The 25,850-nt window shown below is 66.5% G+C and carries 24 protein-coding genes; 16 read left to right on the top strand and 8 right to left on the bottom strand.

Annotation, left to right across the window (positions count from 1 at the left end):
- Positions 1-47: 47 nt before the first annotated feature.
- Entirely contained in the window at positions 48-2,438 is a 2,391-nt protein-coding gene (locus tag PIB44_RS08515; RefSeq protein ID WP_278070975.1) for a penicillin-binding protein 1A, read from the top strand.
- Between the two features lie 124 nt (positions 2,439-2,562).
- Positions 2,563-3,676 (top strand): peptide chain release factor 2 gene (gene prfB / locus PIB44_RS08510; RefSeq protein WP_278069039.1). Its coding sequence is split into 2 segments (ribosomal slippage): positions 2,563-2,631 and positions 2,633-3,676, totalling 1,113 coding nucleotides; the frame shifts between segments, so codons are not numbered across the junction.
- A gap of 72 nt (positions 3,677-3,748) precedes the next feature.
- Here prfB and PIB44_RS08505 read toward each other — a convergent pair.
- The 3 genes from PIB44_RS08505 to tyrS form a co-directional block, all read right to left on the bottom strand.
- On the bottom strand, positions 3,749-4,312 hold the full coding sequence (locus tag PIB44_RS08505) for a bactofilin family protein (protein WP_278069038.1): 564 nt from the start codon (positions 4,310-4,312) through the stop codon (positions 3,749-3,751).
- Between the two features lie 133 nt (positions 4,313-4,445).
- A complete protein-coding gene (locus tag PIB44_RS08500) occupies positions 4,446-4,913 on the bottom strand; it encodes a peroxiredoxin (RefSeq protein ID WP_025977148.1) in 468 nt (155 codons plus the stop codon).
- Positions 4,914-4,923: 10 nt separating this feature from the next.
- A complete protein-coding gene (tyrS, locus tag PIB44_RS08495) occupies positions 4,924-6,204 on the bottom strand; it encodes a tyrosine--tRNA ligase (protein ID WP_025977147.1) in 1,281 nt (426 codons plus the stop codon).
- 179 nt (positions 6,205-6,383) lie between these two features.
- Between tyrS and PIB44_RS08490 the strand changes: the two genes are divergently transcribed.
- Complete coding sequence (locus tag PIB44_RS08490) at positions 6,384-7,523, top strand: anhydro-N-acetylmuramic acid kinase (RefSeq protein WP_278069037.1); 1,140 nt, start codon at positions 6,384-6,386, stop codon at positions 7,521-7,523.
- Positions 7,523-8,479: a DMT family transporter gene (locus tag PIB44_RS08485; protein ID WP_278069036.1), complete on the top strand. Its 957-nt coding sequence runs from the start codon at positions 7,523-7,525 to the stop codon at positions 8,477-8,479. The genes PIB44_RS08490 and PIB44_RS08485 overlap by 1 nt, the downstream gene beginning before the upstream one ends.
- 70 nt (positions 8,480-8,549) lie before the next feature.
- On the opposite strand, the gene PIB44_RS08480 is transcribed toward PIB44_RS08485, so the two are convergent.
- On the bottom strand, positions 8,550-9,200 hold the full coding sequence (locus PIB44_RS08480) for an alpha/beta hydrolase (protein ID WP_003167032.1): 651 nt from the start codon (positions 9,198-9,200) through the stop codon (positions 8,550-8,552).
- Between the two features lie 159 nt (positions 9,201-9,359).
- Here PIB44_RS08480 and PIB44_RS08475 point away from each other — a divergent pair, with 159 nt between their 5' ends.
- From PIB44_RS08475 to PIB44_RS08425, 11 genes are all read left to right on the top strand, one after another.
- Entirely contained in the window at positions 9,360-9,818 is a 459-nt protein-coding gene (locus PIB44_RS08475; RefSeq protein ID WP_025977144.1) for an Rrf2 family transcriptional regulator, read from the top strand.
- Positions 9,815-10,951 (top strand): cysteine desulfurase family protein, encoded by a 1,137-nt coding sequence (locus tag PIB44_RS08470; RefSeq protein ID WP_278069035.1) that lies wholly within the window; start codon positions 9,815-9,817, stop codon positions 10,949-10,951. The genes PIB44_RS08475 and PIB44_RS08470 overlap by 4 nt, the downstream gene beginning before the upstream one ends.
- 3 nt (positions 10,952-10,954) lie before the next feature.
- On the top strand, positions 10,955-12,421 hold the full coding sequence (sufB, locus tag PIB44_RS08465; RefSeq protein WP_025977142.1) for a Fe-S cluster assembly protein SufB: 1,467 nt from the start codon (positions 10,955-10,957) through the stop codon (positions 12,419-12,421).
- Positions 12,422-12,442: 21 nt separating this feature from the next.
- A complete protein-coding gene (gene sufC / locus PIB44_RS08460; protein WP_134580939.1) occupies positions 12,443-13,192 on the top strand; it encodes a Fe-S cluster assembly ATPase SufC in 750 nt (249 codons plus the stop codon).
- Positions 13,189-14,211: a Fe-S cluster assembly protein SufD gene (gene sufD / locus PIB44_RS08455; RefSeq protein WP_278069034.1), complete on the top strand. Its 1,023-nt coding sequence runs from the start codon at positions 13,189-13,191 to the stop codon at positions 14,209-14,211. The genes sufC and sufD overlap by 4 nt, the downstream gene beginning before the upstream one ends.
- On the top strand, positions 14,190-15,458 hold the full coding sequence (locus tag PIB44_RS08450; protein WP_278069033.1) for an aminotransferase class V-fold PLP-dependent enzyme: 1,269 nt from the start codon (positions 14,190-14,192) through the stop codon (positions 15,456-15,458). Before sufD ends, PIB44_RS08450 begins: the two co-directional genes overlap by 22 nt.
- A gap of 5 nt (positions 15,459-15,463) precedes the next feature.
- Positions 15,464-15,865, top strand: coding sequence for an SUF system Fe-S cluster assembly protein (locus PIB44_RS08445; protein WP_025977138.1), 402 nt, complete (start codon positions 15,464-15,466; stop codon positions 15,863-15,865).
- A gap of 10 nt (positions 15,866-15,875) precedes the next feature.
- Entirely contained in the window at positions 15,876-16,274 is a 399-nt protein-coding gene (locus PIB44_RS08440) for a HesB/IscA family protein (protein ID WP_025977137.1), read from the top strand.
- Position 16,275: 1 nt separating this feature from the next.
- Complete coding sequence (locus PIB44_RS08435; protein WP_278069032.1) at positions 16,276-17,268, top strand: methionine ABC transporter ATP-binding protein; 993 nt, start codon at positions 16,276-16,278, stop codon at positions 17,266-17,268.
- 169 nt (positions 17,269-17,437) lie between these two features.
- The gene (locus PIB44_RS08430; protein WP_278069031.1) at positions 17,438-18,100 is read left to right on the top strand and encodes a methionine ABC transporter permease; all 663 of its coding nucleotides are present in this window, start codon (positions 17,438-17,440) and stop codon (positions 18,098-18,100) included.
- 20 nt (positions 18,101-18,120) lie between these two features.
- Positions 18,121-18,930: a MetQ/NlpA family ABC transporter substrate-binding protein gene (locus PIB44_RS08425; RefSeq protein ID WP_278069030.1), complete on the top strand. Its 810-nt coding sequence runs from the start codon at positions 18,121-18,123 to the stop codon at positions 18,928-18,930.
- Here the strand turns inward: PIB44_RS08425 and PIB44_RS08420 are convergent.
- The 3 genes from PIB44_RS08420 to PIB44_RS08410 form a co-directional block, all read right to left on the bottom strand.
- Positions 18,927-19,724: a lysophospholipid acyltransferase family protein gene (locus PIB44_RS08420; protein WP_278069029.1), complete on the bottom strand. Its 798-nt coding sequence runs from the start codon at positions 19,722-19,724 to the stop codon at positions 18,927-18,929. The genes PIB44_RS08425 and PIB44_RS08420 overlap by 4 nt on opposite strands.
- 49 nt (positions 19,725-19,773) lie before the next feature.
- Complete coding sequence (locus tag PIB44_RS08415; RefSeq protein WP_278069028.1) at positions 19,774-20,832, bottom strand: GGDEF domain-containing protein; 1,059 nt, start codon at positions 20,830-20,832, stop codon at positions 19,774-19,776.
- An 80-nt stretch (positions 20,833-20,912) separates the two neighbouring features.
- Positions 20,913-22,403 (bottom strand): DEAD/DEAH box helicase, encoded by a 1,491-nt coding sequence (locus PIB44_RS08410; protein ID WP_278069027.1) that lies wholly within the window; start codon positions 22,401-22,403, stop codon positions 20,913-20,915.
- Positions 22,404-22,626: 223 nt separating this feature from the next.
- Between PIB44_RS08410 and PIB44_RS08405 the strand changes: the two genes are divergently transcribed.
- Positions 22,627-22,998, top strand: a complete 372-nt coding sequence (locus tag PIB44_RS08405; RefSeq protein WP_278069026.1) for a hypothetical protein — start codon at positions 22,627-22,629, stop codon at positions 22,996-22,998.
- 95 nt (positions 22,999-23,093) lie between these two features.
- Here the strand turns inward: PIB44_RS08405 and topA are convergent, their stop codons facing one another.
- On the bottom strand, positions 23,094-25,730 hold the full coding sequence (gene topA, locus PIB44_RS08400) for a type I DNA topoisomerase (protein ID WP_278069024.1): 2,637 nt from the start codon (positions 25,728-25,730) through the stop codon (positions 23,094-23,096).
- Positions 25,731-25,850: the final 120 nt, after the last annotated feature.

Genomic DNA, 25,850 nt, shown 5'->3' with positions numbered 1-25,850 from the left:
TGCGTCTTGCGGAGTTCGTGGTGAAGATAGCCGAACGCTGGTTCGTCATGGCGGGCGTAGCCCTGCTGGGCGCTATCGCCCTGGCCGGGGTGGTGGTGGCCATCTACGCCGCCTGGGTCCTGCACGACATGCCGGACGCCTCTGAACTGGCGGACTATCGCCCCGCGACGGCGACGCGCGTCTATGCCGGCGACGGCACCCTGATCGGCGAGTTCTCGGACCAGCGGCGCATCTACGTCACCTATGACCAGGTGCCGCAGACGGTCGTGCACGCCTTCCTGGCGGCCGAGGATCAGAACTTCTTCAATCACGGCGGCATCGACGTGTCCGGCATCGGCCGGGCCATGTTCAAGAACGTGTTCAACGTCATGTCGGGCAAGCGGCTGGAGGGCGGCTCGACCATCACCCAGCAGGTGGCCAAGAACGTCCTGCTGACCAGTGAGACCAGCCTGAACCGTAAGCTCAAGGAGGCCGTCCTCTCCAGCCGTCTGGAAGCGACGCTGACCAAGGAGCAGATCCTCGAACTGTATCTGAACGAGATCTACCTGGGCTATCGCTCCTATGGCGTGGCTTCGGCGGCCTATAACTATTTCGGCAAGTCGCTGGATCAGCTGACGCCGGACGAGGCGGCCTTCCTGGCGGCCCTGCCCAAGGGGCCGACCAACTATCACCCGAAACGTTATCCGGCTGCTGCGCTGGGTCGTCGGAACTGGGTGCTGGGCGAGATGGCCGACAACAAATGGCTGTCCGACGAGCAGTTGAAGACAGCGCTGGCCCGTCCGCTGAACACCCGCTCTGCGCCGCGTCGGGCCGAGTACGCCGACGCCGACTTCTTCGTGGAGGAGGCGCGTCGTCGCGCCATCGCCCTGTTCGGTCAGGAAGAGGTCAATCGCGGCGGCTACTACCTACGCACGACGCTTGATCCGCAGTTGCAGTCGGCCGCGCGTGACGCCCTGATGCGCGGGCTTGAGGACTACGACCGTCGACACGGCTGGCGCGGCGCCTGGGGCACGACCGACTTCGCCGAGGGGTGGCAGGCCGAGGCCCAGAAACGCACGACCCCGCCCGAGCGCCGCTCGTGGCAGGCGGCCGCCGTTGAAAGCGTCAGCGGGGGCTCAATCCGCGTCCGCACGGCCAAGGACGATCAGGCGGGCGCGCTGCGCGCCGCCGATGTGGCCTGGTCCAACGCCGGACGTCGCCCGCTGAAGCGCGGCGACCTGATCTTCGTCGAGCGCCAGAACGGCCAGTTCGCCCTGAAGCAGGTCCCGGCCGTCAACGGCGCCCTGGTTGCGATCGAGCCGCAGTCGGGCCGCGTCCTGGCGATGGTCGGCGGCTATTCCTACGCCCTGTCCAGCTTCAACCGCGCGACCCAGGCGAAGCGCCAGCCGGGCTCGGCCTACAAGCCCTTCGTCTATGCGGCGGCGCTGGAAGGCGACTTCACCCCGGCCTCGATCGTGCTGGATGCGCCGATCAGCTTCCCCGGCGGCCCCGGCGGCCGCGCCTGGACGCCTCAGAACTACAGCCGCCAGTTCTACGGACCCCAGACGCTGCGGCGCGGGCTGGAGCTGTCGCGCAACGTCATGACCGTGCGCCTGGCGCAGGCGGTGGGCATGAAGAACGTCGTCGACCTGTCCAAGAAGATGGGCGTCGTGGACGACATGTCGCCGAACCTGGCCATGTCGCTGGGGGCCGGGGAAACCACGCCTTACCGCATCACCGCCGCCTATGCCGCCTTCGTCAACGGCGGGCGCCGCATCGATCCCTATCTCATCGAACTGGCTCAGGACCGGAACGGCCAGACCATCCACCGCGCCGACCGTCGCCAGTGCCGCGACTGCGGCCGGGGCTTCAGCGGCCAGGAATCGCCCCGCCTTCAGGATCGCGGGACCCAGGTGATCGACCCCATCACCGCCTATCAGATGACCTCCATGCTGGAGGGCGTGATCCAGCGCGGCACCGGCGCTCGCGCTCGCAGCCTGGGCCCGTGGGTCGGCGGCAAGACGGGCACCACCAATGAATATCGTTCGGCCTGGTTCGTCGGCTTCTCGGCCGACATCGTGGTCGGCGTCTTCGTCGGCTTCGACGACAACCGTTCGCTGGGCGGCGGTGAAGCCGGGGCCTCGACCGCCGTGCCGATCTTCATCGACTTCATGGAAGACGCGCTGAAGGAGCGGCCTGCGCGGCCGTTCGTGAAGCCGAAGAACGCCATTTTCCGCATCGTCAACGGCATCGAAGAGGCCTTCCGCCCGGGCACTGAGCGTCAGCTGCGCGAAGAAGCGCCGCCGCCGGCCCAGCCCGAAGGGCCGCAGAACTATTACGACGTCATCCGTCGTGAGCAGGAGGTCCGCTCCCAGACCCCGACGCCGACCGCGCCGCCTCCGGCTGCGCCGCCGCCGCCGAAGAAGGAGCCGGCCGAGGACTTGAGCGGCCTTTACTGAGGCTCTAGGTAAGCCATCAACCCGGCGCGCCTGCTTTCAGGCGCGCCGTTTCACCTGTCCTTCCCTATCGGACGCGCGTTGCGCGGTCCTGGTTGCGGGGGACTTCCGTTCGCAGGAGTTTGCGATGAGATCGGATGTCGAGGCCATGAAGGCCGACATCGAGCAGAGCGTCGCTCTGCTCAGGAGGCGACTTTGACTGGGATGTCGCTCTAAGAAAGCTCGATGAGCTGAACGCGCGGGTTGAGGATCCGACGCTGTGGGACAATCCCGAACAGGCCCAGGCCGTCAGCCGCGAACGCTCGCGTCTGGAAGTTCAGGTCAACGCCGTCAAGGAAATGGAGCAGGGTCTCGAAGACGGGATCATGCTGGCCGAAATGGCGGACGAAGAGGGCGACGAAGCCACCCTCGAAGAAGCGCGTGAACAGCTGAAGTCCATCAAGGAGCGGGCCGCCCGCGCCGAACTGGAAGCCCTGCTGTCCGGCGAGGCTGACGGCAACGACGCCTATCTGGAGGTCAACTCCGGCGCGGGCGGCACCGAGTCCAACGACTGGGCGGGCATTCTGCTGCGGATGTACAGCCGCTGGGCGCGCTCGCACGGCTATGAGGTCGAGCTTCAGGAAGAAGAGTCTGGCGAACAGGTCGGCATCAAGTCGGCGACCCTGCTGATCTCCGGACCTAACGCCTATGGCTGGCTGAAGTCCGAATCGGGCGTCCACCGTCTGGTGCGCATCAGTCCCTATGACGCGGCGGCCAAGCGGCACACGTCGTTCGCCTCGGTCGGGGTCTCGCCCGTCGTCGACGACAGCATCGAGATCGAGATCAACCCGTCGGACGTGCGCACGGACACCTATCGCGCGTCGGGCGCGGGTGGTCAGCACGTCAACAAGACGGACTCGGCGGTGCGTCTGACCCACATTCCGACCAATACCGTGGTGGCCTGTCAGGCGGGCCGCTCGCAGCACCAGAACCGCGACCAGGCCTGGAAGATGCTGCGCGCGCGTCTGTACGAGCTTGAGCTTCAGAAGCGTGAGGCTGCGGCCCAGGCTCTGGCTGACGCCAAGACGGACATCGGTTGGGGCCACCAGATCCGATCCTATGTCCTGCAGCCGTATCAGATGGTGAAGGACCTGCGCACCGAGGTCGAAACCTCGGACACGCAAGGCGTTCTGGACGGCGACCTGGACCAGTTCATGGGCGCGGCGCTGGCGGCTCGGGTGGGCGAAACCCGCGAGGGCTGACCCGCCTGACCGGTGCATAAAAAAGGGCGGCCTTTGCGGGCCGCCCTTTCTCGTTGTCAGCACTCGCGCCGATCAGGCTGCAGGCTTGGCCTCGACCTTGGCGTCCGTCTTGGCGGGCGCAGGCTTTTCGGCCGCAGCAGGAGTCTCCAGCATATTGGCGCCCGGCGTGTCGCGCTTGGCCTGGGTGCAGCGGCCCTGGAACCAGGCGCCCTGTTCGATCGACAGCTGCTCCTGGGTGATGTCGCCCTCGACGCGCGAGGTGGCGAACAGCTTGACCTGCTTGGCGACGATGGCGCCCGAGACGCGGCCGCGCACCTCAAGGATGTCGGCGTGCACCGTGCCCTCGACCGCGCCGCCTTCGCCGATCACCACGCGCACCACGCGGATGTCGCCTTTCAGAGAGCCGTCGACCTGAAGTTCGCCTGCGCCGGAGATGTTGCCCTCATACTTTACGCCCGCCGATAGGGTCGAAAGGCTGGAGGAACGGGCGGCGGGGCGAGCCGGTTCAGGCGCGCGCGCAGGCGCAGCGGCGATCGGGGCGGCGGGCTCCGGCTTGGGCTGGACCGGCTCAGGCGGCTTGGGAATGCCCATTCCGCTAGAGGGGTTGTTGTCGAACGGTTTGTTCTTATTGAACATTCATGCTCTCCGCGTCACGCCGCGATTATCGGCGTTTGGTCAATGTCAGCCCCTGAGGATGCAATCCCTGGCGACACTTAGCGCGGGCTGAGGCGGAGAGGTCAAGCGGGGCCTTCCGAACCCCGCTCGCCGATCAAAGCGCTTCGACGGCGGCCAGAACCTCTTCGGCGTGGCCCTTGACCTTGACGTTGCGCCAGGCGCGGCGGACCGCGCCCTGGCCGTCGATCAGGAAGGTGGCGCGCTCAATGCCCATATATTCGCGGCCGTAGAGCTTCTTCTGCACCCACACGCCCCAGGCTTCGGTGACCACGCCGTCCTCGTCCGAGCCGAGCACGACCTTGAGGTCATGCTTGGCCTTGAAGCGGTCCAGCTTCTTCACCGTGTCGCGCGACACCCCGATCACGACCGCGTTCGCCGCCGCGAACCGGTCGATCAGGGCCGAGAAGTCCTGACCTTCGGTCGTGCAGCCGGGCGTGTCGGCCTTGGGGTAGAAGTAGAGCACGACGTTCTTGCCCCTCAGCCCGTCCAGCGACACGCGCCCGCCGCCGTCTGTCGCCAGATCGAAAGCAGGGGCGGGCGTATTTTCGGTGATGTCGGTCACAGCGCTCTCCTTAAACCGGGCGCACCAGCACTAGCTTCTTCTTGCCGGCGCCGAGCTTCAGCACGCCGTCCGCGTTCAGGTCGGCCTCTTCAATCAGGCGGGCGCCGTCGTTGACGACCTCGTCGTTCAGGCGAAGACCGCCGCCCTGGGCCAAACGACGCGCTTCGCCATTGGAGCTGCTGAGACCCGCCTTGGTCGTCACGGCGGCGATCATGGCGCCAATCACCTCGTCGCGCGGCAGTTCGACGGTCGGCAGGTCGGCCGACAGCTGACCCTTCTCGAAGGCGGCTTCAGCGGCCGCGCGCGCGGCCTGTGCGGCCTCGGCGCCGTGCAGCATGGAGGTGGTCGCGTCGGCCAGCGCCTTCTTGGCGTCGTTGATCTCGGCGCCTTGAAGCGCCTCATAGCGCTCGATCTGATCCAGCGGCAGGTCGGTGAACAGGCGCATGAAGCGGCCCACGTCGCCGTCTTCGGTGTTGCGCCAGTATTGCCAATAGTCGAACGGCGACAGGGCGTCGGCGTTCAGCCACACGGCGCCGCCGACCGTCTTGCCCATCTTCTGGCCCGAGGCGGTGGACAGCAGCGGCGTGGTCAGGCCGAAGGCGGCCTTGTGGTCCACCTTGCGGGTCAGTTCGACGCCGTTTATGATGTTGCCCCACTGGTCCGAGCCGCCCATCTGCAGCGAACAGCCATAGCGTCGGTTCAGCTCCAGGAAGTCGGTCGCCTGCATCAGCATGTAGTTGAACTCGAGGAAGGTCAGCGGCTGCTCGCGATCCAGGCGCAGCTTGACCGAGTCGAAGCTCAGCATCCGATTGATGGTGAAGTGGGTGCCGTAGTCGCGCAGGAACTGCAGGTAGCCCAGCTGCGACAGCCACTCGTCGTTATCCAGCATGATGGCGTCGGTCGGGCCGTCGCCGAAGGTCAGGAATTTCTCGAACACGCCTTTGATGCCGGCGATGTTCTCGGCGATCTTTTCCTCGGTCAGCAGGGGGCGCTGGGTGTCCTTGAACGACGGGTCGCCGACCTTGGTCGTGCCGCCGCCCATCAGGACGATCGGCTTGTGTCCGGCCTGCTGAAGACGACGCAGCAGCATGATCTGGATCAGGTGGCCGACGTGCAGGCTGGGCGCCGTTGCATCGAAGCCGATATAGCCCGTGACCACGCCCGACGCGGCCGCCTCGTCCAGTTCGACCGGGTGGGTGATCTGGTGGATATAGCCGCGCGCCTTCATCAGGCGCAGGAAGTCCGATTTGAAGGCGGTTTCGGAAACGGTTTGGGTCGTGGGCTCGGTCATGGTCGGGTCCGTAGCATCAGAACCGGCGGCCGTCTTCCGAGGAATAATGCCGCCGAGGGAAGGGCGGCAAGGATCGCGGCCGCTCTCTAGTAGAGGCCGTAGTAATAGGCGGCGAAAAGGGCCGGTTGCGCGATCATCGGCGCTAGCTACGTCGCCCCCGACGTGGCAGTCAAGCCGCCATGACGACCTCCCCGAAAAAGACCCTGCGCGTGCTCGGCTTCATGACCGGCACCTCGCTCGACGCCGTGGACATGGCGGTGATCGAAACGGACGGCCACGACATCCTGTCCTTCGGCCCCGCCGGCGAGATGAAGCTGGACGCAGAGACCCGCGCCATCATTGAGGACGCCATCGACGACGCCTTCGATTGGGAGCGCGACGAAGAAGAACCGCACAGCTTCGAAGACGCCCGCATGGCGGTGGCCGATGCGCATCTGGCCGCCGCGCTCGGCTTCATGGCGGTGAACGGGGTGAAGTCCAGTGCGCTGGATCTGGTCAGCGTCCACGGCCAGACCGTGCTGCACGAGGCGCCGACGCCGGAGCAGCCGGGCCGCACCGTCCAGCTTATCGACGCCGCCAGCGTGGCCGAGGGGCTGAGCGTGCCCGTCGCCTATGATTTCCGCAGCGCCGACGTGGCGGCGGGCGGGCAGGGCGCGCCGCTGGCGCCGATCTATCACGCAGCGCTGGTCCGCAAGGCGGGGATGGAGGGGCCGGTCGCGGTCCTGAATCTGGGCGGGGTCGGCAACATCACCCTGATCCGCGCCGACGGCGAGCTGGAGGCCTTCGACACCGGCCCGGCCAACGGCATGGTCGATCTGCTGGTCCAATCGCGCATGAAGAAACGGATGGACGAGGGCGGTCGTCTGGCGGCGGCGGGAACGGTCGATCAGGCTGTGCTGGACGCCTATCTGGCCCATCCCTATTTCGTGGCGAGCGGCCCGAAGTCCCTGGATCGCTTCGACTTCTCGCTGGAGCCGGTGGCGGACCTGTCCCTGGAAGACGCCGCCGCCACCCTGACCGCCTTCGCGGCGCAGGCCGTGGCCCTGGGCGTCGCCCGCTGTTCGGAGCAGGCGAAGGAGATCGTCGTCTGCGGCGGCGGTCGCCACAACCCTGTGCTGCTGGCCGCGATCCGCGAGCGCGTCGGCGTCCCTATCTCGACCGCCGAGGACAAGGGCTGGCGCGGCGACGCGATCGAGGCCGAAGCTTTCGCCTTTCTGGCCGCGCGCTGTCGTCTGGGCCTGCCGATCAGCTTCCCCGGCACGACAGGCGTTCCGGCGCCTATGACCGGCGGCCGGATCGTCGAGCCGGGAGCCGAATAATGGCGGCGTCTTCGCGTTTCTGGGGCGTCGCCAGCGGTCTGGCGGCGGGCGCTCTGTGGGGGCTGGTCTTCCTGGCGCCGAAGATGGTGCCCGAGGCCTCGCCCCTGCTGCTGACGGCGGGTCGCTACCTCGCCTATGGCCTGATCGCGGTCCTGCTGATCGCGCCGCGGTGGCGGCGGGTGACGGCCGCCCTGACGCGCGAAGCGTGGGGCGCGCTGGTCTGGCTGAGCCTGGCGGGGAACCTGGTCTACTTCGCCTTCCTGGTGGTCAGCGTGCATTACGCAGGCGTGGCGGCCTCGGCCCTGATCGTCGGCATGGTGCCCGTGGTCGTGGCCCTATGGGGCCTGCGGGACAAGGATTCGCCGCCGCTGTCGCGCGTCGCGCCGCCCATCGCCGTGGCGGCGCTGGCGGTCGGTCTGATCGGGTGGCAGTCGCTCAGCCAGGGCGGCGGCGCGGCGGCGCAGAGCGGTACGGCCACGCTGATCGGGTTGGGGTGCGCCCTGGCGGCCCTGCTGTCCTGGACCGCCTTCGCCGTCGGCAACAGCCGCTGGATGGGGCGGCTGCGCGATGTCACCCCGCATGAGTGGTCGTTGCTGACCGGCGTGGTCACAGGAGGGCTGGCGCTGCTGCTGGTCATCCCGTCGCTATTCATGCTGGGCGGAATGACGAACGACGCCTGGCTGCGTCTGATCGGCGTCAGCGCTGGCGTGGCGATCTTCGCCTCGGTCATCGGCAACGCGTTCTGGAATCAGGCCAGCCGCCTGCTGCCCCTGACGATGCTCGGCCAGATGATCGTGTCCGAGACCCTTTTCGCCTTCATCTACGGCTTCATCTGGGAACAGCGCGGCCCGACCGTGATCGAGATCGTCGCCATGATCCTGATGATCGTCAGCGTCGTCTGGTGCGTCCGCGCTCACCGCCCGGCGGCTGTGGCCGCTGCGGAAGGCGAACATTGACGAACGGCGCAATTAGAAACGGCGCCCCGAAGATCAGGGCGCCGCTTCAATCAGGATATCCTTATGCGGATCAGGCCGGCTTTTCTTCCAGCCGCTTGTCCAGATAGGCGCCGACGCGGCGCTCGACCGCGCCGATGTGGTCCTGCCAGAAGTGGGTCGCGCCTTCTTCAAGCTCATAGTCGATGACGATGCCCTTCTGGGTGCGCAGCTTGTTCACCACGCGCTCGACATCGGCCGGCGGCACCACAGTGTCGGCCGTGCCGTGCAGGAACAGGCCCGAAGCCGGGCAGGGGGCCAGGAAGCTGAAGTCATAGATGTTCGACGGCGGCGACACCGAGATGAAGCCGTCGGTTTCGGGGCGACGCATCAGCAGCTGCATCCCGATATAGGCGCCGAACTGATAGCCGGCGACCCAGGTCTGGGTGGCGGCGGGGTTGTTGGCCTGCAGCCAGTCCAGCGCCGTCGCCGCATCGGCCAGCTCGCCGATGCCGCTGTCGAACTCGCCCTGCGACTTGCCCACGCCGCGGCTGTTGTAGCGCAAGGTGGCGAAGCCGCGCTGGACAAACAACTGGTGCATCGTCAGGGCGACGGGGTTGTTCATGTGCCCCCCCGCCTTGGGGTGGGGATGCAGGATCAGGGCGATCGGCGCGTCGGGACGCTTGCCAGGAGAGTAGCGGCCTTCGATGCGGCCGGAGGCGCCAGGCAGGATGACTTCAGGCATGGATGGCGGTCCCTACGATCAACAGTGGTTTCGCGAGCGGATAATACTTGACCACACAGGTAGGACTTTCTAAGTCCCCCCTGCACGATGCGCTCGCCAGCAAGGCCGGGGGTCTTAGCACAGCGAGCCTGAAAAGCGGTAGAATTTTGAGGTATTGGGATGCGTCTGTCGACCAAGGGACGTTACGCCGTCATGGCGATGGCCGATCTGGCGAAGAACGGCGCCGATCGGGCCGTCTCCCTGGCTGAAATCGCGGCGCGTCAGGAAATCTCGCTCAGCTATCTGGAACAGCTTTTTGCGCGCCTGCGCAAAGGCGGTCTGGTCAAGAGCGTGCGGGGGCCGGGTGGCGGCTATCGGCTGGCCAAGGCGGCGGGCGAGATGGTCGTGGCGGACATTGTTCTGGCCGTTGATGAGCCGATCCGCGCTACGCGCTGCGCCGCCCACGGCACGCCGCGTGGCTGCATGACGGGCGGCGCCCGCTGCATCACCCATGACCTGTGGGAAGACCTGGGCGCAGAGATTCATCGCTATCTAGCCGGGGTCAGCCTCGCCGACGTGGTCGAGAAGCGGACGGGCCGGGCGCGTGTCGGCGCGGACTCGATGGAGGCCGCCGCATGAGCGTTTACCTCGACTACAACGCCTCCGGCCTGGTTCGTCCTGAGGTTCAGGACATCATGGCCAAGGCCTTGGCCGACAACGGCAATCCATCGGCGGTCCACGCTGCCGGACGTCGCGCACGAGCACGCGTCGAGACGGCGCGGGCGCAGGTGGCTGATCTGGTCGGGGCCGATCCGACGGCGATCATCTTCTCTTCGGGCGGCACCGAATCCAATGCTCAGGCCATCCATAGCGCCCTGGCCGCCGGCTGCGAGCGGCTGATCGTCAGCGCGACCGAGCACCCATGCGTGGCCGAGGCCGCCGCCGTCAGCGGCGCGCCGGTCGAGGTGCTGCGGGTGGATTCGAACGGCGTGGTCGATCTGACCTGGCTGGCCGAGGCGCTGGCGCGCCCGGGTCGCGCGGTCGTCGCCATCCATCACGCCAACAATGAAAGCGGCGTGATCCAGCCGATCGCCGAGGCGGCGAAGCTGGTCCATGCGGCGGGCGGCTGGCTGCACGTCGACGCCATTCAGTCGGCGGGCAAGGTTCCGGTGACGATGAAGGCGCTGGGCGCCGACAGCCTGACCCTCTCGGCGCACAAGCTGGGCGGGCCGCAGGGCGTGGGCGCGTTGGTGCTGAAGGACGGCGTGTCGGCCGTTCGCATCCTGCACGGCGCGGGCCAGGAACGCGGCCTGCGCGCGGGGACCGAGAACGTGCCGGGCATCGCCGGTTTCGGCGTCGCGGCTGACTGCGCCGCGCGCGATCTGGACGCCGCCATGACGCATGTCGTCTGGCGCGATGCTGCCGAGGCTAAGGTCAAGGCTGCGGGCGCGACGATCATCGGCGGCGCGGTGGAGCGTCTGCCCAACACCCTGTTTATGGCGGTTGAGGGCTGGGACAGCCCGCAGCAGCTGATCACCCTCGACCTTGTCGGGGTCATGGTGTCCGCCGGTTCGGCCTGCTCGTCCGGCAAGGTCAAGCCGTCCAAGGCGATCAGCGCCATGGGTCTTCATCACCTGGCGACCGGGGGCGTGCGCGTCTCCGGCGGCTGGGGCACGACCGAGTCGGACTGGGCTCGCTTCGCCGATGCCTGGGTCGCGGCCTGGGAAAAGCATAGTGCGCGCCTGATTGAGCGCGCTAAGGAAGTCGCGTAAATTATGGCTATTGTTCAGGAAACCATCGACACAGTCGCCGCTCTCGAAAAATATGAGCACGGCTTTACGTCGGACATTGAGACGGAATATGCGCCGCGCGGCCTAAGCGCCGACATCGTCCGCTTCATCTCCGAGAAGAAGGGCGAGCCGGAGTGGATGCTGGAATGGCGCCTGGCCGCCTATGAGCGCTGGCTGGCGATGGAGGAGCCGACCTGGGCGGCGGTGAAATACGAGCCCGTCGACTATCAGGACCTCTACTACTACGCCGCGCCGGTGAAGAAGGAGGGGCCGAAGTCGCTGGACGAAGTCGATCCCGAACTGCTGGCCGTCTATGAAAAGCTGGGCATCCCGCTGAAGGAGCAGGAGGTCCTGGCAGGGGTCGAGGGCGCGCCGCGTTATGCCGTGGACGCCGTTTTCGACAGCGTCAGCGTGGTCACCACCTTCAAGGAGGAGCTGGCCAAGCACGGCGTGATTTTCATGCCGATTTCCGAGGCCTTGCGCGAATATCCTGATCTGGTGCGTCAGTATCTCGGCACGGTCGTGCCGGTCAGCGACAACTATTTCGCGGCCCTGAACAGCGCGGTCTTTTCCGACGGCAGCTTCGTGTACATTCCGCCGGGCGTGCGCTGCCCGATGGAGCTGTCGACCTATTTCCGCATCAACGCCAGCCAGACCGGCCAGTTCGAGCGCACCCTGATCATCGCCGACAAGGGGTCTTACGTCTCTTATCTGGAAGGCTGCACCGCGCCGATGCGCGATGAAAACCAGCTCCACGCAGCGGTCGTGGAGATCGTCGCCCTGGACGACGCCGAGGTGAAATACTCGACGGTCCAGAACTGGTACCCCGGCGACGCCGAGGGCAAGGGCGGCATCTACAACTTCGTCACCAAGCGCGCCGACTGTCGTGGCGACCGCTCCAAGGTCAGCTGGACGCAGGTTGAAACGGGCTCGGCCGTCACCTGGAAATACCCATCCTGCATCCTCAAAGGCGAGGAAAGCTCGGGCGAATTCTATTCCATCGCCATCACCAACGGCCATCAGCAGGCTGACACCGGCACCAAGATGATCCACCTGGGCAAGAACAGCCGCAGCCGCATCATCGCCAAGACGGTTTCGGCCGGTAAGTCGGATTCGACCTATCGGGGCCTGGTGTCGATCCACCCCAAGGCGACGGGCGTGCGCAACTTCACCCAGTGCGACAGCCTGCTGATCGGCAAGGAGTGCGGCGCCCACACCATCCCCTACATCGAGGTCCGCAACGGCTCGGCCCAGCTGGAGCACGAGGCGACCACCACCCGCCTGTCCGAAGCCCAGCTCTTCTACGCCCAGCAGCGCGGCCTGTCGGAAGAGGAGGCCGTGGCCTTGCTGGTCAACGGCTTCGTTCGCGACGTCCTGCAGGAATTGCCGATGGAGTTCGCCGTCGAAGCCCAGAAGCTGGTGGCGATCAGCCTCGAAGGCTCGGTCGGCTGAGTGAGTTGAAGAAGAAAAACAATGCTTAAGATCAATAATCTCCACGTCTCTGTCGCCGATAAGCCGATCCTCAAGGGTCTGACGCTCGATGTGCCTGCGGGCGAAGTTCATGCGATTATGGGGCCGAACGGGGCGGGCAAGTCGACGCTGGGCTACAGCCTGTCGGGTCGCCCCGGCTATGAGGTGACGGACGGTTCGGCCTCGTGGAACGGCGTGGACCTGCTGGACCTTGATCCGGCCGAGCGCGCGGCGGCGGGCCTGTTTCTGTCGTTCCAGTATCCGATCGAAATCCCCGGCGTGCCGGCGATGACCTTCATCCGCACGGCGCTGAACGCCCAGAAGCGCGCGCGCGGCGAGGAAGAAGTTTCAGCCCCGGCCTTCCTGAAGCTGGTCAAGGCAGCGTCCCAGTCGCTGAAGATTGACTTCGACATGCTGAAGCGGCCGTTGAACGTCGGCTTCTCCGGCGGTGAGAAGAAGCGGATGGAGATCCTGCAGATGGCCCTGCTGGAGCCGTCGATGCTGATCCTGGACGAGACGGATTCGGGCCTCGACATCGACGCCCTGCGCATCGTCGCCGACGGCGTGAACGCCATGCGCAGTCCGGAACGGTCGATGCTGGTGATCACCCACTACCAGCGCCTGCTGGACTACATCAAACCGGACCGCGTGCACGTCCTGGCCGGCGGCCGCATCGTCGCCTCGGGCGGGCCGGAGCTGGCGCATCAGCTGGAGGCGGAAGGCTACGACAAGTTCCTGCCGGAGGCCGCATGAAAGCGCTCGCCCGGCTGGACCTGACCGACGCTGCGACCTTCCCTTCGCGGCGGGTCGAGGAGTGGAAATACAGTGACCTGAAGCGCTTTCTTCGCGAAGCGCCTCAACCGTCCGGCACGGCCGTCGTCGATGCGCCGGGGCCGTTTTACGACTTGGGCGGCGACGCCATCGTCTTCGCCAACGGCCGCCCGGTCGGGGTGAGGGACTACATCGCCTCGGGCGACCAGACCGTGCGCCTGCGCTTCATCTCGGACGCGACGGGCAGGGGCCATACGGCGGCGGCGCGCATTGTCGCCCGACCCGGCGCGCGACTGCTGCTGCTGGAGACGCACGAGGGCAAGGGCTCGGGCTATGTCGCCCACAACAAGGTCGAGATCGACGTCGCCGCGGACGCCGAGGTCACCCGCATCGTCCTGAGCGACGAACCGGACGACGCCATTTCGGTGGCCGAGGCTGAGGTCAAGCTGGAAGCCGGCGGCCGCTATCGCCAGACCATCGTCGCCACCGGCGCCAAGCTGCAACGTCACGAGACCCGCTTGCGCCACGGCGCGGAAGGCGCCGATGCGTGCGTCGACGGAATCTATCTGCTCGGGGGCTCGCGCCACGCCGACCTGACCTCCGTCATTGACCACGTCGCGGCCAATGGCACGACCAGCCAGCTGATCAAGGGCGTCGTCCGTGACGAGGCGCGCGGCGTCTTCCAGGGCAAGATCCTGGTCCAGAAGGGCGCCGACGACACCGACGCCCGTATGGGCCACCACGGTCTGATCACGTCCGAGCGCGGCGAGATCGATGTCAAACCCGAGCTGATCATCTACGCCGACGAAGTCCAGTGCGCCCACGGCGCGACCGTCGGGACGCTGGACGAAAGCGCCCTGTTCTACATGCAGCAGCGCGGCATCTCGGCTGACGAGGCGCGCGCCCTGTTGACCCACGCTTTCCTGATCGAGGTCGTCGACCGCATCGAGCATGAAGGCGCCAGAGAGGTGGTGCGGGAATGGCTGACGGCTCGCCTGTGATCAACGCACCTGTGAACAAGGTTGGCGAGACGGGGTTCGACCCCTATGCCGCCCGCGCGCAGTTCCCGATCCTGTCGCGTCAGGTGAACGGCAATCCGCTGGTCTATCTGGACAGCGCCGCCTCGGCTCAGAAGCCGCGTGCGGTGATCGACGCCCTGGTCGCGTCGATGGAAGGCTCCTACGCCAACGTCCACCGGGGTCTTCACACCCTGTCGAACGAGGCGACCGAGGCCTATGAACAGGCGCGCGAGATCGTCGCCCGCTTCCTGAACGTCCCCTCGCCCGAGACCATCGTCTGGACCAAGGGCGGCACCGAGGCGATCAATCTGGTCGCCAACGGCGTCGGTCTGTCGATCCAGCCGGGCGACGAGATCATCGTCACCGAAATGGAGCATCACTCCAACATCGTGCCCTGGCACATCCTGCGCGAGCGCCGCGGGGCGGTGCTGAAATGGGCGCCGATTAAGGACGACGGTTCGCTGGACATGGAGGCCTTCGCCGCCCTGCTGGGGCCGAAGACCAGGCTGGTCGCCGCCACCCATATGTCCAACGTGCTGGGCACCATCAATCCGGTCGCCGAGATCACCCGCCTGGCCCACGCGGCCGGGGCGCGGGTGCTGATCGACGGCTGTCAGGGCGCGGTCCATGCGATGCCGGACGTTCAGGCTATCGGCTGCGACTACTATGTCCTGACCGGCCACAAGCTGTTCGGCCCGACCGGCATCGGCGTCCTGTACGGCACGGGCGAGGCGCTGGACGCCCTGCCGCCGTATCAGGGCGGCGGCGAGATGATCGAGACGGTCGAGAAGGATCGCGTCACCTACGCCAAACCGCCGCATCGCTTTGAAGCCGGGACGCCGCCGATCCTTGAGGCCATTGGTCTGGGCGCGGCGATCGAATGGTTGTCGCAGTATGATCCGGCCGCCATCCAGGCACACGAACAGGCTCTATATCGCCACGCCGTCGAACGTCTGGCCGAGCATAACTGGCTGCGGATTCTGGGCCAGGCCGAAGGGAAGGGCGCTTTGCTGACCTTCGCCGTCGAGGGCGCCCATGCTCATGACGTGGCGCAGATCATGGATCGTTACGGCGTCGCCGTGCGCGCCGGGCTGCACTGCGCCGAGCCGCTGGCGAAAAGACTGGGCGTGAGCGCAAGCACGCGCGCCTCCTTCGCCCTATATAACACCATGGAGGATACAGACGCCTTCGTGGACGCGCTGATCAAGGCGCGCAACTTCTTCGTGTGACGAGTATGGACGACGCCAAGACCGACAACGCGATCAGCGACAGCGACGCCTTCGCCGCCAGCTGGGACGAGCCGCAGAAGAGCGCCCTGTCTCAGGCCGAGCTGGACAAGCTGACGGACGACCTGATCGAGGCGCTGAAGACGGTGTACGACCCGGAAATCCCGGTCGACATCTATGAGCTGGGCCTGATCTACAAGGTCGACGTCTCCGACGACCGCGACGTCCTGGTGGAGATGACGCTGACGGCGCCGGGCTGCCCGGTCGCCGGCGAAATGCCCGGCTGGGTCGAGGATGCGGTGAAAAAGGTCGATGGCGTGCGCAGCGCCAAGGCCAATCTGGTGTTCGACCCGCCGTGGGACGCCTCCAAGATGAGCGACGAGGCCAAGCTGGCCCTGAACATGTTCTGAGGAGGCCCTGATGACCGAGCTTCAGACCACAACCCGACCCCGACGCCCCCGGCCCAAGGCGGTGACCCTGACGGACGCTGCCGCCGCGCGCGTGCGCGAGATCATGGACAACGCTGAGAAGGACTATGTCGGCCTTCGCGTCGGCGTGAAGAACAGCGGCTGCGCGGGGCAGGAGTACACCTTCGCCTATGCCGAAGAGATCCAGCCGCTGGACGAGGTGGTCGAGGACAAGGGCGTCACCATCCTGATCGAGCCCAAGGCGGTCCTGTTCCTGATCGGCACCGAGATCGATTATGAGGTGACGAAGCTCGCCTCGAAATTCATCTTCCGCAATCCGAACGAGACGGACGCCTGCGGTTGCGGCGAGAGCGTCACCATCATCCCCGCCGCTGCTCTGGACGCCGACTGACATGATCCGACTGGAGGGGGTGACCCGGCGCTATCGCAGCGCAACGGGCGACCGCACGGCGCTGGACGCCGTCGACCTGCACGTCGCGCGCGGCGAGGTGTTCGGCGTGGTGGGCCGTTCGGGGGCGGGCAAGTCCACCCTGATCCGCGCCATCAACCGGCTGGAGACGCCCGACGCGGGCAAGGTCTTCGTCGATGGGCAGGAGATCACCGCCCTGAACCCCGCCGAACTGCGCGCCGCGCGGCGCCGCATCGGCATGATCTTCCAGCATTTCAACCTGCTGAACGCCAAGACCATCGAGGACAATGTCGCCTTCCCCCTGCGGCTGGAAGGACGGCCCGAGGCCGAGGTGAAGGCGCGCACGGCCGAACTGCTGGCGCAACTCGGCCTCGCCGATCACGCCAAGAAGCACCCGGCCCAGCTGTCTGGCGGCCAGAAGCAGCGCGTCGGCATCGCCCGCGCCCTGGCCTGCGGGCCCAGCGTCCTGCTGTGCGACGAGGCGACCAGCGCCCTGGACCCCGAAACGACCGAAGACATCCTGACCCTGCTGGACGGGCTGAACCGCGACCTGGGGCTGACCATCGTCCTGATCACCCACCAGATGGAGGTGGTGCGCCGCGTCTGCGACCGCGTGGCGGTGCTGAAGGACGGACGGATCGTGGAGCAGGGCGCGACGGCGGACGTATTCCTGCACCCGCAGCACGCCGTGACCCGCGCCATGCTGGCCGAGGGCGAGGAGGCGATCGACGCCTCGGTCGCTCCGGCGGGGGCGCGCATGGCCCGCCTGACCTTCCGCGGCCCCTCGACCTATGAGCCGGAACTGAGCCGGGTCGCGCGCACGGCGGGCGTCGACTATTCGATCCTGTCGGGCCGCATCAGCCGTATTCGCGGCGAGCCCTACGGCCAGATGACGGTGGCATTCACCGGCGGCGACGCCGAGGCGGCTCTGGCGCAACTGGCCGCGCGCGGCGTCGTGGTGGAGAGCGTGGCGTGATCCGTCTCGCATCGGCATCCTCAGGTCGGTCCTCTTCATCGCCGTCATCCTCGGGCTTGACCCGAGGATCGAGTAGTCCGCTTTGCTCGATCGAAACCAGAAACGCACAGCGCGTTGAACGCTCGATCCTCGGGTCAAGCCCGAGGATGACGGAGGAGTAGGATTGGGTATGAATTCCTTCGCCAATGTGGACTGGGCCGATATCGGGAAGGCGACGGTCGACACCCTGCTGATGCTGGGCGGATCGATGGTGCTGACGGTGATCCTGGGCGTGCCGCTGGGCGTGCTGTTGTATCTGTCGGGCAAGGGGCGGCTGGCGGCCAATCCGGTGCTCAACGCCTTGCTGTCCTTTGTGGTCAATGTGCTGCGCTCGGTGCCCTTCATCATCCTGCTGATCGTCATGCTGCCGGTGACGGTGCTGCTGGTCGGCACCTCGCTGGGCGTGGCGGGGGCCATTCCGCCTTTGGTCGTCGGGGCCGCGCCCTTCTATGCGCGCCTGGTCGAGACGGCGCTGCGCGAGGTGGACAAGGGCGTCGTCGAGGCGACCCAGGCCATGGGCGGTTCGACCTTCCAGATCGTCACGCGCGCCCTGCTGCCCGAGGCCATGCCGGGCATCATCGCCGGGGCGACCGTCACCGCTATCGCCCTTGTCAGCTACACCGCCATGGCGGGCGTAGTGGGGGCGGGCGGTCTGGGCGACCTGGCCATTCGCTTCGGGTATCAGCGCTTCCAGACCGACGTCATGGTCGTGACCGTAGTTCTGCTGCTGATCCTCGTACAAATTCTGCAGATGATCGGCGACCGTCTGGTCGCTAAGGTCTCGCACCGCTGATTTTATCGAAAGCCCGCTTCATGATCCGCCGTTCGCTGCTGCTGTCCGCCGTTGCTGTTCTGACGCTCGCCGCCTGCGGTCAGGGCGCGGACAAGAAGGCGGGGGCTGAAGTCGCGCCCCTGCTGGTCGGCGCCACCGCCGTGCCGCACGCCGAAATCCTGGAGCAGGTGAAGCCGATCCTTGCCGCCGAAGGCGTGCCAATCGAGATCAAGGTCTTCAACGACTACGTTCAGCCCAACGTGCAACTCGCTGAAAAGAGATTGGATGTGAACTACTTCCAGACCAAGCCCTACCTGGACGAGTTCAACACCGCGCGCGGCACGAACCTGATCACGGTCGCCGGCATTCACGTCGAGCCGCTGGGCCTCTATTCGCGCAAGCATAAGGCGCTGGCCGATCTGCCGAACGGCGCCCAGGTGGTTCTGCCCAACGACGCCTCCAACACCGGGCGCGCCCTGCTGCTGCTGCAGGCGGCGGGCCTGATCACGCTGAAAGACCCGCAGAACCCGCTGCAGACGGTGCGCGACATCGCCACCAATCCGAAAGGGCTGAAGTTCCAGGAAGTCGAGGCCGCCACCATCCCGCGCATCCTGCCTCAGGTCGACGGCGCGGTGATCAACACCAACTACGCCCTCGACGCCGGGCTGAAGCCCAAGACCGACGCCCTTCAGCTTGAAGGCGCCGACAGCCCCTATGTGAACTATCTGGTCGCCCGCCCCGACAATCAGAACGACCCGCGCGTTCAGGCTCTCGCCAAGGCCCTGCGTGGTCAGGCGATCAAGGACTTCATCGCCTCGAAATACGAAGGCGCGGTGATCCCGGCGGCCTAGGCTGCAGCGCTGACCGCCTTGGCCGCTGCGGCGGCCTGGGCGGATTCTTCCTTGGATTCGACGAGGACGGCCGGCGTGACCGGCTGCCCGGTCGCCTCGGCGATCAGTTCGGCCGTCTTGCCTTCCACAGCGGCTTCCAGCCGGTCCAGGAACTCGGCTTTCGGCAGGCCTGTCGGGATCGGTTCGAGGAATTCGAGCGTCGCCGTGCCGGGGTTTTTGTGGAACTCCTCCAGCGGCCAGAACAGGCCCAGATTGGTCGCCAGCGGCACGACCGGCATGTCGAAGTCGCGATACATGTGCCAGACGCCCGAGCGATAGCGGAACTTCTCGCCGACGCGGGCCAGGTGGCCTTCGGGATAGATCAGGATCTTGCGCCCTTCGCGATTGGCGTCGGCGGCGCGTTCCTTCAGGGCCGCGCGGGCGGCGTGGCCGCCGCAGTTGTTGACGACGATGGCGCCCAGCTTCTTGAGCACCGTTCCGAGCAGCGGGAACTTCTCCAGATGGTCGCCGGTGACGAAAGCCACGTCGTCGAACTGGTCATAGGTGGCGAAGCCGTCGCCCCAGCTCTGATGCTTGGAGGCGATGATGAAGGCGCCTTGCGGGAGGCGTTCCTTGCCGCGCGTCTCGATGCGGATGCCCGCGAACAGGCTCATGGCCTGCACCATGCGCCGGACATAGCGGCGGATGATCCAGCTCGTAGCCGTGCGGCCCGGCACCAGTGCCGCAAAGGCGGCGGCCAGGCCGTAGGTGATGGAAAGCGCCCAATAGGCGATGTTGAACAGCAGGCTTCGCATCAGGCAACTATGCCAGCAAGCGTCTCATAGGCGAGCTTAAAGTGAAGCCTCAGGCGGCGTCGGATACGGCCTCGGCGGCGGCGGTCACCTTGTTGCGCCCGCTGCGCTTGGACGCGTAGAGCGCTTCGTCCGCCCGCGCCAGCAGCTGCCCGGCGCTTTCCCCCGCGCGACGCACGCCAAAGCCGACGGATATGGTCACGGCCCCCAGGTCGTCGTTGGTCGAGCGGCGCCGCAGGGCGCGGGAAGCTATTTCCTCGCGGATCGCGTTCAACGCGGCCTCTATTGCGCCCGCCGTTTCGCCTGGGAAGATGACTGCGAATTCCTCGCCGCCATAGCGGGCTGCGATACGCGGCGCGCGCGACACGCGTCCCAGGACGCTGCCGACATAGCGCAACACCTGATCGCCCGTCTGGTGCCCCCAGGTGTCGTTGAACCGCTTGAAATGGTCGATATCGATGATCGCAAGGCCGAGCGAACCGCCGCCGTTTTCCGCCTGATCGCATAGCCGCAACAGGTGTTCATCGAACGCCTTGCGGTTGGCCAGATTGGTTAGGGCGTCCGTCATCGCGTCGCGGCGCACCTGCTCCATATGATCGCGCAGCTTGGTGACTTCGCGGTTCGAGGATTCCAAGCGGCGTTCCAGCGCGGCGGTATGACGTCGGATCCGGCGCGTCGCATCCGCTAGACACGCGACCAGATCGGTAAGGTCGTGCGGCGTCCCTGAATCGGCCATGCGATCGGCGGCCTCGGCCAGGGTGGCGCCATAGGTGGCCTGGCTTTCGCGGGCCTTGTCGATGGCGCCGGCCACTGCGGCGAGCTCGCGATTCAGCACGGCGCCGGCGTCGCGGATTTCTTCGGACAGGCGCCCACGCGGCAGGAATTCGGCGGCGAGCATTTCCGCCGTCGAATCGGTGAAGGGCGCGCCCGTGGCGAGCAGCCGCGAAATCTCCTGTCCCAGGGTTCCCTCGGGATCGCCCAGATAGTGAAGCCACAGCTCGAAATTCAGCGGCGTCGGCCAGACTGAGGCCGCCTGCATGGCGTCCACGGCGCGATGCGCCAGAGCATAGGCTTCCGGACTGCGAACCGTCGTTTCCACCTGCGTGGTCATGCCTGAACTGCCCCTGCGCTGCGTCAACCGGCAAGCTATACCGGTCTTCCGTAACGCAGGGTTAAGTTCGCAGACCCGCCTTATCCGGCCAGAACGACCGGACGACGCAGGAAGGCCGGGACATCATCGCCGAAAGGATTTCCAGTGAAGGACGCGGGCTGACGGTCTTCCGCCTGTTTAGCCTTTTGGGGCGTCTTCTGGGGCGCTGGCGTCGCCTTGGCCTCGGTCTTCTTGCGGCTGCGCGCGCGTTGAGGCGCCGCTTCGGCTTCGGGCGCAGGCGTCGGCGCTGTTTCAATCAGCGTTTCGGCCTCGACGGGGGCTTCTTCGACCGATCGACGCGAGCGGCTACCGCGTTCGCTGCGTTCGCTGCGTTCGCCCCGTCCACGGCCGCGGCTTGAGCGGCTGTCGTCGCGGGGGCGGTCCTGGATGGAGGCGAAGTCGATACCGTCCAGCGGCAGTTCAACCGGCTCCTTCTTGATCAGCTTCAGCACCTTGTCCAACGACTTGTCGTCGGACGGCGTCACGATCATGAAGGCCTCGCCCAGGCGTCCGGCGCGGCCGGTGCGGCCGATGCGGTGGACGTAGTCGTCGGCGTGGTGCGGCACATCATAGTTGAAGACGTGGCTGACCGCCGGGATGTCGAGGCCGCGCGCGGCGACGTCGGAGGCGACCAGCAGTTTCAACGCGCCGGTGCGGAAGTCGGCGAGGGTCTTCGTGCGCAGCGATTGGTCCAGGTCGCCATGGATCGGCGCAGCGTCGAAACCGTGGACCTGCAGAGACTTGGCGACGATGTCGACTTCCGACTTGCGGTTGCAGAAGACGATGCCGTTCTGAACGTCGCCGCGCTGCACCAGGGCGCGCAGCGCGGTGCGCTTGGCCTTGGGGTCCGAGGTCGGCAGGCGGGTGATGTGCTGGGTGATGGTGTCGGCGGTCGTCGCCGGGCGCGACGCCTCGATCCGGGTGGGATCCTTGAGGAACTGCTGCGTCAGGCGCGTGATCTCCGGCGGCATGGTCGCCGAGAAGAACAGGGTCTGGCGACGCGGCGGCGTCAGTTTGAAGATGCGCTCGATGTCGGGAATGAAGCCCATGTCCAGCATGCGGTCGGCCTCATCGACCACCATCAGCTCGACGCCGGTCAGCAGCATCTTGCCGCGATCGAACAGGTCCAGCAGGCGGCCCGGCGTGGCGATCAGCACGTCCACGCCCTTGTTCAGGGCGGCGACCTGGTCGCCCATGGAGACGCCGCCGATAAGCAGCACCCAGTTCAGCTTGGTGCCCTTGGCGTATTTGGCGAAGCTCTCGGCCACTTGGTCGGCCAGTTCGCGGGTCGGGGCCAGCACCAGGGCGCGCGGCATCCGGGCGCGGGCGCGCCCCGAGGCGAGGCGGTCGACCATAGGCAGGGTGAAGGCCGCCGTCTTGCCGGTGCCGGTCTGGGCGATGCCGAGGACATCGCGTCCGGCCAGGGCCACCGGGATGGCCTGTTCCTGGATCGGAGTGGCGATCGTGTAGCCGGTGTCGGCGACCGCCTGCAGGGTCGTGGGCGAGAGGCCCAGTTTAGAAAACTCAGTCATATAGTCCTGAAGGGACGGAGGATAACGTTCGCAAACGCCGTTAGCTGACGGAACCGCCCCTCGTGGGCGAGCGGGCGGCGCGCATCGCCAGTCCTGTTCCGAGCCTGAGGCGGTATATGGAAAGCCCTACTCGTCAGTCAAGTATTTCTGTTTGCACGGCTCAGCTTGGCAAGGACGTTGCGGGCTGTATGTTCCGCCGTGGAGACAGGGAGAGGCAGATCGTATGCGCACAGCCGTATTGATCGCGGTGATGCTTGCCGCGCCGCTTGGCGCCCAGGCGTCGGATCGCGGACGGGGCGTCGAAGCCATGCAGGCGACCTTTGGAAATACTATCGTTTCCCACTATCCCAACGGCAACTGGGTCAAGCACTGGTTTGATCGTGACGGAGCCTATCGGGCCCTATTTTCAGACGGGCGTCGTCTGACGGCGCGCTGGGCGCAAGAGGACGACAAGATCTGTCTGAATGAGATCCGTCCCCGGATGATCATTTCGCGCTTCTGCACGCCCTATATCGAAGTCTCAGTGGGCGAGACCTGGTCGGGGCGCGATCCTTTGGGGCGCCGCGTTCGCAATCAGCTGGTCGCGGGGCGGTAGATTAAATACCCGCTCGTCCCAGCGTCTGCCGGGATGAGCGGTAATGGGAACAGAAGCAGGAAATGCCCCCGTTCGTGAGAACGGGGGGCTTGATCCTATTCCGCGTCTGCGGCCTTAGCCGCCTTCTTGGCCGGAGCCTTCTTCGCGGCCGGCTTCTTGGCTGCGGGCTCCTTCTTGGCCGCAGGCTTCTTCGCAGCCGCCTTCTTGGCGGGCGCCTTCTTTTTCGGCGCGGCGCCGGCCTTGGCGGCCAGCAGGGGCAGGGCGGCCTCCATCGTCATGTCTTCGGGCGCCGTGCCCTTGGGCAGGGTGGCGTTGATCTTGCCTGACTTGACGTAGGGGCCGTAGCGGCCGGCCATGACCTGCACGGCCTCGCCCGTTTCCGGGTGGGCGCCCAGTTCCTTCAGCGGCGCGGCGGCCGAGGCGCGGCCCGCACGACCCGCACGCTTTTCAGCCAGCAGGGCCACGGCGCGGTTCAGGCCGACGTCGAACACCTCTTCGATGTCCGCGACGTTGGCGTAGGTGCCCGCGTGCGCCACGAACGGACCGTAGCGGCCCAGGCTGGCGGTGATCATCTTGCCGTCTTCGGGGTGCGGGCCCACGTCGCGCGGCAGGCTGAGCAGGCGCAGCGCCTTCTCAAGATCCATCGACGCCGGAGTCCAGCCCTTGGGCAGGGACGAGCGTTTGGGCTTTTCCGCGTCCGGCGGCGTGGTTTCGACATAGGGGCCGAACCGACCGATCTTCAGATGCACCGGCTGGCCGGTCGCCGGATCGACGCCCAGTTCGCGGTCGCCGCTCTCCACGCCGCCCTCGGCCGCGTCGGGCGAGGCCACCGGGCGGGTGTATTTGCACTCCGGATAGCGCGAGCAGCCGATGAAGGCGCCGAAACGGCTGGTCTTCAGGCTCAGCTGGCCTTCATGACAAACCGGGCACTCGCGGGGGTCCGTCCCGTCGCCCTTGTCGGGGAAGATGTGCGGGCCCAGGGCGTCGTTCAGGTGATCCAGGATAGCCGTGGTGCGCAACTCGCCCGCAGCCTGGGTCGCGGCGTGGAAGTCCTGCCAGAAGCGGCGCAGCAGGGTCTTCCAGTCCAGATCGCCCGCCGACACCTCGTCCAGCTGGGTCTCCAGCGCGGCGGTGAAGTCGTATTCGACCCATTTGGCGAAGAACTGCTCCAGGAAGGCCGTGACCAGCCGTCCCTTGTCCTCTGGGAAGAAGCGGTTCTTGTCCATGCGGACGTATTCGCGGTCGCGCAGGGTCGTCAGGATGGAGGCGTAGGTCGACGGACGGCCGATGCCCAGCTCTTCCAGCTTCTTGACCAGGGTGGCTTCCGAGAAGCGCGGCGGCGGCTCGGTGAAATGCTGGTCGGTGCGGATCGCCTCGACCTTGGCCTTGGCGCCTTCCTTCAGCGCGGGCAGGCGGCCGCCTTCGTCCTCGTCTTCCTCGGCGCCTTTCTGCTTTTCGTCGCGGCCTTCCTCATAGGCGGCGATGAAGCCGTCGAAGGCCACGACCTGGCCGGTGGCGCGCAGGCCGGTCTGGCCGTCCGGCGTCTCGATCTCGACCGTGGTGCGGTCCAGGCGCGCCGATTCCATCTGCGAGGCGATCATACGCTTCCAGATCAGCTCATAGAGCCGCTGCAGGTCGCTATCGAGCCGCAGGGTGTCGGGGCTGCGCAGGATGTTGGTCGGACGGATGGCTTCGTGCGCTTCCTGGGCGTTCTTGGCCTTGGTCTTGTAGTAGCGCGGCTCGGCCGGGACGTAGGCCGGGCCGAAACGCTGGCCGATGGCCTCGCGCGCCTGAGCAATGCCTTCAGGCGTCACATAGACGCCGTCGGTACGCATGTAGGTGATCAGGCCGCCGGTGTCGTCGACGCCCTCGTACAGCTTCTGCGCCGCCTGCATGGTGCGCTGGGCGGTGAAGCCCAGCTTGCGTGCCGCTTCCTGTTGCAGGGTCGAGGTGGTGAAGGGCGGGGCGGGAGACCGCTTGGCCGGCTTCTTCTCGACCGACTTAATGGTGAAGTCGCCGCCATGGACGGCCTCGCGCGCGGCCATGGCCATGGCCTCGGACACGATGTCCAGGCGCTGGACGCGCTTGCCTTCATGCTTGACCAGGCGGGCGGTGAAGGGCGGGCTGTCAGCGATCAGGTCGGCCTCGACCGACCAGTATTCCTGAGCCTTGAACCGCTCGATCTCCATCTCGCGGTCGACGACGATGCGCAGGGCGACCGACTGCACCCGACCGGCCGAACGGGCGCCCGGCAGCTTGCGCCACAGCACTGGCGACAGGTTGAAGCCCACCAGATAGTCCAGCGCCCGGCGCGCCAGATAGGCGTCGACCAGCTCCATATCCAGCTGGCGCGGGTTGGCCATGGCCTCCAGCACGGCGGACTTGGTGATGGCGTTGAAGGTGACGCGCTGGACATCGGTGTCCTTCAGCGCCTTCTTCTTGTTCAGGATCTCCAGAACGTGCCAGCTGATCGCCTCACCCTCGCGGTCGGGGTCGGTCGCGAGAATGACGCGGTCGGCGGCCTTGGCGGCCTCGGCGATCTCGGACAGGCGCTTGGAAGCCTTGGCGTCGACCTCCCAATGCATGGCGAAGTCATCGTCGGGCAGCACCGAGCCGTCCTTGGACGGCAGGTCGCGGACGTGGCCGTAGGAAGCCAGAACCTTATAGTCCGAGCCCAGGTATTTATTGATGGTCTTGGCCTTGGCGGGGCTCTCGACGATAACGAGATTCATGGCGCTCAATCGGGGAAAAGGGGGCGCGAACGTGGTTGCGGCGCGCTCGGAAGTCAATCGGCGCATTTTAGTTGGGCAACCTTTCCGGGTAACGCGAGTTTGCAAACCATTGTAAGTTGT

Source organism: Brevundimonas sanguinis (assembly GCF_029636725.1).
Lineage (GTDB): Bacteria > Pseudomonadota > Alphaproteobacteria > Caulobacterales > Caulobacteraceae > Brevundimonas > Brevundimonas sanguinis.
The sequence above is the reverse complement of the archived record's forward strand: the minus strand, read 5'-3'. Positions and strand labels throughout refer to the sequence as shown.

What these genes read in the sequence shown, in the direction of transcription:
- PIB44_RS08515 (WP_278070975.1), top strand. Translation starts at nt 48, where the DNA reads ATGGCGGGCGTAGCCCTGCTGGGCGCTATCGCCCTGGCCGGGGTGGTG.
- PIB44_RS08505 (WP_278069038.1), bottom strand. Translation starts at nt 4,312, where the DNA reads ATGTTCAATAAGAACAAACCGTTCGACAACAACCCCTCTAGCGGAATG.
- tyrS (WP_025977147.1), bottom strand. Translation starts at nt 6,204, where the DNA reads ATGACCGAGCCCACGACCCAAACCGTTTCCGAAACCGCCTTCAAATCG.
- PIB44_RS08490 (WP_278069037.1), top strand. Translation starts at nt 6,384, where the DNA reads ATGACGACCTCCCCGAAAAAGACCCTGCGCGTGCTCGGCTTCATGACC.
- PIB44_RS08485 (WP_278069036.1), top strand. Translation starts at nt 7,523, where the DNA reads ATGGCGGCGTCTTCGCGTTTCTGGGGCGTCGCCAGCGGTCTGGCGGCG.
- PIB44_RS08480 (WP_003167032.1), bottom strand. Translation starts at nt 9,200, where the DNA reads ATGCCTGAAGTCATCCTGCCTGGCGCCTCCGGCCGCATCGAAGGCCGC.
- PIB44_RS08475 (WP_025977144.1), top strand. Translation starts at nt 9,360, where the DNA reads ATGCGTCTGTCGACCAAGGGACGTTACGCCGTCATGGCGATGGCCGAT.
- PIB44_RS08470 (WP_278069035.1), top strand. Translation starts at nt 9,815, where the DNA reads ATGAGCGTTTACCTCGACTACAACGCCTCCGGCCTGGTTCGTCCTGAG.
- sufB (WP_025977142.1), top strand. Translation starts at nt 10,955, where the DNA reads ATGGCTATTGTTCAGGAAACCATCGACACAGTCGCCGCTCTCGAAAAA.
- sufC (WP_134580939.1), top strand. Translation starts at nt 12,443, where the DNA reads ATGCTTAAGATCAATAATCTCCACGTCTCTGTCGCCGATAAGCCGATC.
- sufD (WP_278069034.1), top strand. Translation starts at nt 13,189, where the DNA reads ATGAAAGCGCTCGCCCGGCTGGACCTGACCGACGCTGCGACCTTCCCT.
- PIB44_RS08450 (WP_278069033.1), top strand. Translation starts at nt 14,190, where the DNA reads ATGGCTGACGGCTCGCCTGTGATCAACGCACCTGTGAACAAGGTTGGC.
- PIB44_RS08445 (WP_025977138.1), top strand. Translation starts at nt 15,464, where the DNA reads ATGGACGACGCCAAGACCGACAACGCGATCAGCGACAGCGACGCCTTC.
- PIB44_RS08440 (WP_025977137.1), top strand. Translation starts at nt 15,876, where the DNA reads ATGACCGAGCTTCAGACCACAACCCGACCCCGACGCCCCCGGCCCAAG.
- PIB44_RS08435 (WP_278069032.1), top strand. Translation starts at nt 16,276, where the DNA reads ATGATCCGACTGGAGGGGGTGACCCGGCGCTATCGCAGCGCAACGGGC.
- PIB44_RS08430 (WP_278069031.1), top strand. Translation starts at nt 17,438, where the DNA reads ATGAATTCCTTCGCCAATGTGGACTGGGCCGATATCGGGAAGGCGACG.
- PIB44_RS08425 (WP_278069030.1), top strand. Translation starts at nt 18,121, where the DNA reads ATGATCCGCCGTTCGCTGCTGCTGTCCGCCGTTGCTGTTCTGACGCTC.
- PIB44_RS08420 (WP_278069029.1), bottom strand. Translation starts at nt 19,724, where the DNA reads ATGCGAAGCCTGCTGTTCAACATCGCCTATTGGGCGCTTTCCATCACC.
- PIB44_RS08415 (WP_278069028.1), bottom strand. Translation starts at nt 20,832, where the DNA reads ATGACCACGCAGGTGGAAACGACGGTTCGCAGTCCGGAAGCCTATGCT.
- PIB44_RS08410 (WP_278069027.1), bottom strand. Translation starts at nt 22,403, where the DNA reads ATGACTGAGTTTTCTAAACTGGGCCTCTCGCCCACGACCCTGCAGGCG.
- PIB44_RS08405 (WP_278069026.1), top strand. Translation starts at nt 22,627, where the DNA reads ATGCGCACAGCCGTATTGATCGCGGTGATGCTTGCCGCGCCGCTTGGC.
- topA (WP_278069024.1), bottom strand. Translation starts at nt 25,730, where the DNA reads ATGAATCTCGTTATCGTCGAGAGCCCCGCCAAGGCCAAGACCATCAAT.